The organism is Hoeflea sp. (assembly GCF_039975035.1).
GTDB lineage: Bacteria > Pseudomonadota > Alphaproteobacteria > Rhizobiales > Rhizobiaceae > Hoeflea.
This window is the reverse complement of record NZ_JBDWHW010000154.1, coordinates 22027-28038: the sequence shown is the minus strand read 5'-3', so window position 1 is coordinate 28038 and position 6012 is coordinate 22027. Positions and strand designations below refer to the sequence as shown.

General features: G+C 64.4%; 6 protein-coding genes. 2 read left to right on the top strand and 4 right to left on the bottom strand.

Going from position 1 to position 6012, the window contains the following annotated elements:
- On the bottom strand, positions 1-200 hold a 200-nt coding region (locus ABJN75_RS13890; RefSeq protein ID WP_348440176.1), incomplete at its 3' end, for a hypothetical protein.
- A 169-nt stretch (positions 201-369) separates the two neighbouring features.
- Positions 370-1758, bottom strand: a complete 1389-nt coding sequence (locus tag ABJN75_RS13885; protein ID WP_348440175.1) for a TIGR03808 family TAT-translocated repetitive protein — start codon at positions 1756-1758, stop codon at positions 370-372.
- Positions 1759-1959: 201 nt separating this feature from the next.
- Between ABJN75_RS13885 and ABJN75_RS13880 the strand changes: the two genes are divergently transcribed.
- On the top strand, positions 1960-2154 hold the full coding sequence (locus tag ABJN75_RS13880; protein ID WP_339749670.1) for a hypothetical protein: 195 nt from the start codon (positions 1960-1962) through the stop codon (positions 2152-2154).
- A gap of 106 nt (positions 2155-2260) precedes the next feature.
- Here ABJN75_RS13880 and ABJN75_RS13875 read toward each other — a convergent pair whose 3' ends face one another.
- A complete protein-coding gene (locus tag ABJN75_RS13875) occupies positions 2261-3631 on the bottom strand; it encodes an FAD-dependent oxidoreductase (RefSeq protein WP_348440174.1) in 1371 nt (456 codons plus the stop codon).
- Positions 3632-3819: 188 nt separating this feature from the next.
- On the opposite strand from ABJN75_RS13875, the gene ABJN75_RS13870 reads away from it, so the two are divergent.
- A complete protein-coding gene (locus tag ABJN75_RS13870) occupies positions 3820-5334 on the top strand; it encodes a diguanylate cyclase (RefSeq protein ID WP_348440173.1) in 1515 nt (504 codons plus the stop codon).
- A gap of 189 nt (positions 5335-5523) precedes the next feature.
- Here the strand turns inward: ABJN75_RS13870 and ABJN75_RS13865 are convergent, their stop codons facing one another.
- Positions 5524-5880 (bottom strand): DUF2780 domain-containing protein, encoded by a 357-nt coding sequence (locus tag ABJN75_RS13865; protein WP_348440172.1) that lies wholly within the window; start codon positions 5878-5880, stop codon positions 5524-5526.
- Between the last annotated feature and the right edge of the window lie 132 nt (positions 5881-6012).

Genomic DNA, 6012 nt, shown 5'->3' with positions numbered 1-6012 from the left:
CGGCGCTGAAACGGGCCTGTGGCGGAGGTCTGCCCCGCGTATCGGGGCAGGTGCTTCGTGCCGGAAACCACGCGAAACACGTCCGCCGCGCCCCTGTCCAGGCCGCGCGGTTCGGGGCAACCCGGATAGTCCCGCGTCGGGTCAAGCACCCTCAAGCGGAAGAAGTGAAGCGGCCACTGCCTGTCGGATGCGGACATCATCCGGCGAAGTTCGGGCCCGCGCGCGGAATGCGCCACCCAAACTACAAAAATTTCGAAGGTGCAGCCTGCGCGCGGCCCTCCGGACCCGGGTCTCTCTCTCAAACCTCCGGCGTTTTTAACGCGCGGGGCTGTCGGTGCATGCCCCAGCCGGCGCGTCAATTCTCTCGCTTCAGCTCACCACATTGCGTTCCAGTGTCAGATGGCTGAACCGGCCGGCGCCGACCCTGGCCAGATCCCTGGTTACCACCTCGTTCCAGCGGCAGCCGAGGACCGCGCCGCCGGGGGTCGCATCGAACAAATTGCCCGAAATCAGCGCAGCACCCGCGCCCTCGACCACCGAGACGGCGACGCCGGCGCCTGAATTGCGGATGGTGTTGCCGGAAAAATTGACCGCCCGCAAAAACGGACCCCAGCCCATCAGCACCGCCCATTTCGGCGCGCCCTCGATGACATTGCCGCTCACCGCCGCATCCGCCTCGATCGCCATGCCGATGCCGAAACCGGCATATTCGGGCGGGTAGGGGCCTTGCGTCGTCAGGTTGCGGATGATGTTGCCGGTCACCGCTGCCAGCCGTCCGCCCTCGTTGAAATTGGCCACCGAAATCCCCACCGTGCCGCCGTCGACCAGATTGGAGGCGATCACCGCGCCCTCGAAGGCGAATTCGGCATAGATCGCGGTCTCGCCCGAGCGCAGCGCCTGGTTGGACACGATCTGGATGTTGCTGGCCGAATTGGCCCGGATCGCCGAAAACGCGCAATCCGACACATGGTTGCCCGTCACCATCACATTGCCGGCGCGAAAGATGTTGATGCCGTTGCCGTTCTGCCCGGTGCCGCCGGCGCGCGCCGCAATCCGCATCACCCGGTTGCCGTCGATCAGCGTCGCGTCCTCGCCGATCGACCAGCGATGCACCAGAATGCCGCCATTGGCGCAGTCGCGCACCAGATTGCGGGTGATCGACAGCGATTTGCTCTCCACCGCATAGATCCCCGCCAGCCTTGCGCCAAAGATCTCGCACCGGTTGATCCGCCCGCCGCAGGCTTCCAGCGTGATGCCGTGCCCGTCGGCGCCGGCGATGCTGACATCCTCGATCACCGCTTCGGCGACGCCGCTGAGATGCAATAACCCCGAGACATGCCCGCCCAGCCGCTGGTTGGCGCCGTCGAGCACCAGCCCCGAAAGCTCCACCCGCCGCGCCCCCTCGGCCAGCATGAAATGGCCGCGCCCGCCATAGATCAGCCGTGTCGCGCCGGCAACGCCTGAAATCCGCGCGCCCTCGGGCAGATCGATATTGGACATCACGTAGCTGCCCGGCGGCAGCCTGAGAATGCGGCCCGCCGCCGCCGCGTCGTCAATGGCGCGCTGGAACAGCCGGCTCTGGTCATCGACGGCATCGGGCAGCAGGCCCTTGAGATCGGCATCGTGGCCGCCGCGCAGATCGACCTGTGCGAACAGCTCGCCCGCTCTCGCCGGTGACGCCAGCAGCGTGGCCGCGCCAGCCCCGGCAAGCCCGGCAAGCAGGCGGCGGCGGTTCAAATCGGGATGGTTGGTGCTCATGCGCATCACGGTGCACAAACCATGCCAGCCGCATCTGTTTCATTTCGGCACAGGGGGAACTGAGTCCAGTAAAAAGTTATTGGCGGCGAAGAATCTGCATTTCGCTTGAGCCAGATCAAAATCCCGCCGCTGCGGCAGGGCTAGATTGTGCTTCAAGGCGCTGCGCCGGCGCGGTGCGGCGCCTGAATTCAGGAGGCGATCATGCTCAAGCTCGTGGCGGTTATCTACATCATGGTTGGCGCAATGCTGGCCGGCAGCTTCATCGTGGCTGCGCTGAGTGTTGACCGGATGGACGCCGCCTCGATTTCGCTTGCAGCGCTTGCCGGCGCGCTGGTGGCAATTCCGGTGTCATGGTTTGTCGCCGGCAAACTCAACAAGGCCATCCGTCCGGCTTAGGGATCCCTCTCCTAGGCAAGGACGGGGGAGGAGCGCGGGGCTGGCCTGGGGGCGGGCCGCCCCGCTGCTTTGTCAGCCAGGGTGCACTGTCAGGCAAGGTGCTTTGTCAGGCAAGATCCTCGTCGATCCGCCGCGCGGCGGCAAGCCCGCTCAGATGCGCCCCGTGCACGGTGGCGTGGCTGTCAAACAGCGTGTGTTCTCCCGCCAGCAGCAGCGTGCCGGCCACCGGTTCGGCCAGAAGCTCGAAATCCGCCGGTGTCGAGCCGGTCCTGGCGAAGGAATAGGCGCCGCGGCTCCACCGGTTTTGCGACCAGCGCGTGGCCAGTGCCGCCACCGGATCCGGCGCGCTCGCACCGAACATCGAACGCAGCGCCTGCATGGCGTCGCCGACCATGTCCGCGTCGCTCATGGCTTCGGCCCGCGGCGCATAGGCGCCGACGCAGAACCCCACCAGGATGTTCTGATCGGAGAAGGTGCGGTAGTTCAGGATCGAGGCCCATCGCCCGATTTCTGTGCCGGTCAGACCGAAATACTGGGTCCCGACCGGCCAGAACGGCTGCTCGAACTTCAGCGCCAGCTTGGTGACATTGCCCATGCCGATGCGGCCAATGGCGTTGCGATAGGCTTTCGGCAGCGGCGGATCGAAGTCGATGTCGCCGGCCTGCAACACGCCGAGCGGAGCAGTGCAGATGACGAAATCCGCCTCGAACTCGCGGCCGTTTGCCGTCACCGTGGCGCCGTCGCCCCGCTCATAGGAAATCTCGGTCACCGGATGGCCGAGCCTGATGTCGAGGTCTGCGGCCAGCGGCGGCAGGATCCGGTCATAGCCATTGCTGACAATCACATCGGCGCCGGGAAAGGCCTGGTCCTCGTCAAAATAATAGGCCGATAATTGGTCCAGCGGCCCGCCGGCATCGAATTCGGTATAGGCCGACATCATCCAGGTCATCACCGGATCGTCCAGCGCCTCCGGCGCCAGCCGCTGGATCGCCGATTTCAGCGGCTGGTCGGCATCCAACGTCTCGTCAATGCGCTCATACAACGCCTTGAGATCAGCCTCCCTGCTCTCGATCAGGCCATCCTTCTGGCGCACGCCGTCGCCCGATATCACCAGCAGGCTGTCGTCCTCGGTGACAAAGGTCTCGCCGCCGGCAGCCGACACCAGCGCGCTCACCGGATTGCCGTCAGGTCCGTGAATCCAGCCCGCGCCCAGCTCGAACGGCGCGCCCAGCGACTGGTCCGTGGACAGTCTGCCGCCGATGCGTTCTGCTGCTTCGAGCACCAGCACCTCATAACCCAGATCGCTCAAGCTGCGCGCGGCCGTCAGCCCGGCCATGCCCGCGCCGATGACAATGACATCGACATCCGCGTCCGCAGCGCGCGCCGGCCCGGTCAGGGGAGCCGCAAGCGCGGAAGCCGCCGTCAGGCGCAGAAAGCTCCTGCGTCCAAGCGGCAAGCGATGAACAGGTTTTCGCATTGACGCCTCGCTGTTGGGTTCCGCCTCAGGCAGGCCGGAATCATGCAAGGCAAACTTGCGCCATCTGACGCCCGGCTGCAATCCTCGGTCAGCGGACGTCCCGGGTGTTAAGATCCTGAAAACCACGCCATTTAGCCGAATTTTCAGCGTTCATGCATACAATGCCTGACGAAACGGGAACGCACGCCATGAAAAATCGATCCGGCACTGGTCCGGCAAGCAACATCGCCCTAGGTGTTTACGCCCTCTGCGCCGCCGTCATCATGGTGTTCGCCGCCGCCAATCTGAAGCTTCTGTCTTTCGCCGGCGGTGTTGCCGATGACGTGCGTCTCGAGGTCGAACACCATCTGATGCAGGCCGAGATCGACCGCCAGATCGAGATCCTGGTGCGCGACCAGGAGCAGATTTCCCATTGGGACAAGACGGTTATCTCCCTGGGCGGCACAGTTGACGAGGACTTCGTCAACGATGAAATCGCCGACTGGATGTGGGAGGATTTCGCAATCGAATCATCTGTCGTGGTCCGGCCCGACAACACGCCGCTGCTGACGGTTTTCAAGGATGAGGTGATGACGCCCGCCAACGGCGCTGTCTATGTGGCGCGCAGTAGCGACCTGATCGAGGCGACCCGGACTGCCTATTTCGCCCGCCGCAAGCCCGACGGCGATGGCTTCCGCTTGGCAGGCAAGCCGGCATATCCCGCAATGCCGCTCTATGCAGCCGATGTTCGCCTTGTCGACGGAAGCTTCGGCGTGGTTGTCGCGCAGGCCATCATTCCCGATGATGTCGCCGTGCTCGCGGACGGGGTGCCGCTGGTGTTGCTGACGTTCAAGCCGTTGACCGCGCAGTATCTGGGCGAAATCGGCCGCAATCTCGGCCTTGAGGATCTTCGCATCGGTCCGGTTGTCGCCGCTGAGAAAGGCCGCGGTTCGATGCTGGTCAACCAGGTCTCAGGCCAGCAGCCTCTGGCCGCAAGCTGGAGGGTGGAACAACCATCCGCCATCATCTGGACCCGCGCCATCGGCCCGCTTGCCGCGTCCCTGGTTCTGGTGGCGCTGGCGCTGTTTCTGGTCTCTATGCGCTATGGCCGCGTGCTCCGGGCGCTGCAGCACAGCGAAGCGCGCAATCATCACCGCGCCATGCACGACGCCCTGACCGGATTGCCTAACCGGTTGCAGTTCGATGAAGCGCTTGATGGCATTATCGCCAAACGCCAACAGGGCCGCTGCGCCATCCTTTGCCTTGACCTCGACAAGTTCAAGGCGGTCAATGACACTTATGGCCATCAGGTCGGTGATCTGGTGATCAAAACCGCCGCCCGGCGCATTGCGGATGCCGTCGGTGACGACGGCATGGCCGCGCGTGTCGGGGGCGACGAATTCATCATCCTGCTCTGGGACAAGCTTGACCACGCCAACGTGCTGGCGCGCTGCGACAGGATGATTGCCAGCATTTGCGAAGACATCGATTTCGAAGGCGGCGTCGCCCGCATTGGCGCCAGCATCGGCGTCGCCTGGTGGCCGGACGACGCACTCACGTCCAAAGACATCATCCGCAGCGCCGACGAAGCGCTTTACCGGGCCAAGGACAATGGCCGCAGCCAGGCCTGGCTTGCCTGCGACAGCGGCGAGGCCGGCTGCGAAGCTGTCGAGCGCCGCAAGCCCGCTGCCGGGGCAGGGGTAAACGGCGCCGTCGCAGCCTGAGCGCGACATGAAATCGCCATAGCCGAACCGACAGGTTTCGCCGTTTTCCATTCCGGTCCCGGACCGCAAATGACCGGCGCGGCAGGGTGGTGATCTGCAGTGACCTGCGTCAACCATCAGGTTTCAGCAAACAAAAAACCCGGCGGTGGGGACCGCCGGATTCAATCATGGCATCGTGGTGCGTCGCAATCAGACGAACTGCGAAAGCCCCGGGATCGCGGCGACGATTTCGTCGACGGAATCGCCCGCGCCGTTCTCACGGGCATAACCGATCGTCTGCTTGGCGACGCCGGAGATTTCGCCCATGCCCAGGCCCATGCCCATCAGCTTCTGGCCGAGGCCCATGACGCCACCCATCGACAGCATGCCGCCGCTCGGCGCCTGTGCGATCAGGGCGTCCGCGCCGGGCACGGCAGCGAGCATTTCCTTGACCTTGTCGGCGGGACCTTCCGACTGCAGGAAGGCCAGAATGGCGCCAACAGCCTTCTCGGCAGTGTCCGCATCAATGCCGACGCTGTCGGTAATGCGTTTGATCAGATCGTTCATGGGGAATCCTTCAGTTGTATGACGTTAACGTAAGCGTAAACGGGCGGTTTGGGCTTTGCAAGCGACGCGCACACATTTTGCAAGGCTCAATCAGCCCTGCTGCTGCAGGTCAACAGATGACGGCAGTTCGTC

What these genes read in the sequence shown, in the direction of transcription:
- ABJN75_RS13885 (WP_348440175.1), bottom strand. Translation starts at nt 1,758, where the DNA reads ATGAGCACCAACCATCCCGATTTGAACCGCCGCCGCCTGCTTGCCGGG.
- ABJN75_RS13880 (WP_339749670.1), top strand. Translation starts at nt 1,960, where the DNA reads ATGCTCAAGCTCGTGGCGGTTATCTACATCATGGTTGGCGCAATGCTG.
- ABJN75_RS13875 (WP_348440174.1), bottom strand. Translation starts at nt 3,631, where the DNA reads ATGCGAAAACCTGTTCATCGCTTGCCGCTTGGACGCAGGAGCTTTCTG.
- ABJN75_RS13870 (WP_348440173.1), top strand. Translation starts at nt 3,820, where the DNA reads ATGAAAAATCGATCCGGCACTGGTCCGGCAAGCAACATCGCCCTAGGT.
- ABJN75_RS13865 (WP_348440172.1), bottom strand. Translation starts at nt 5,880, where the DNA reads ATGAACGATCTGATCAAACGCATTACCGACAGCGTCGGCATTGATGCG.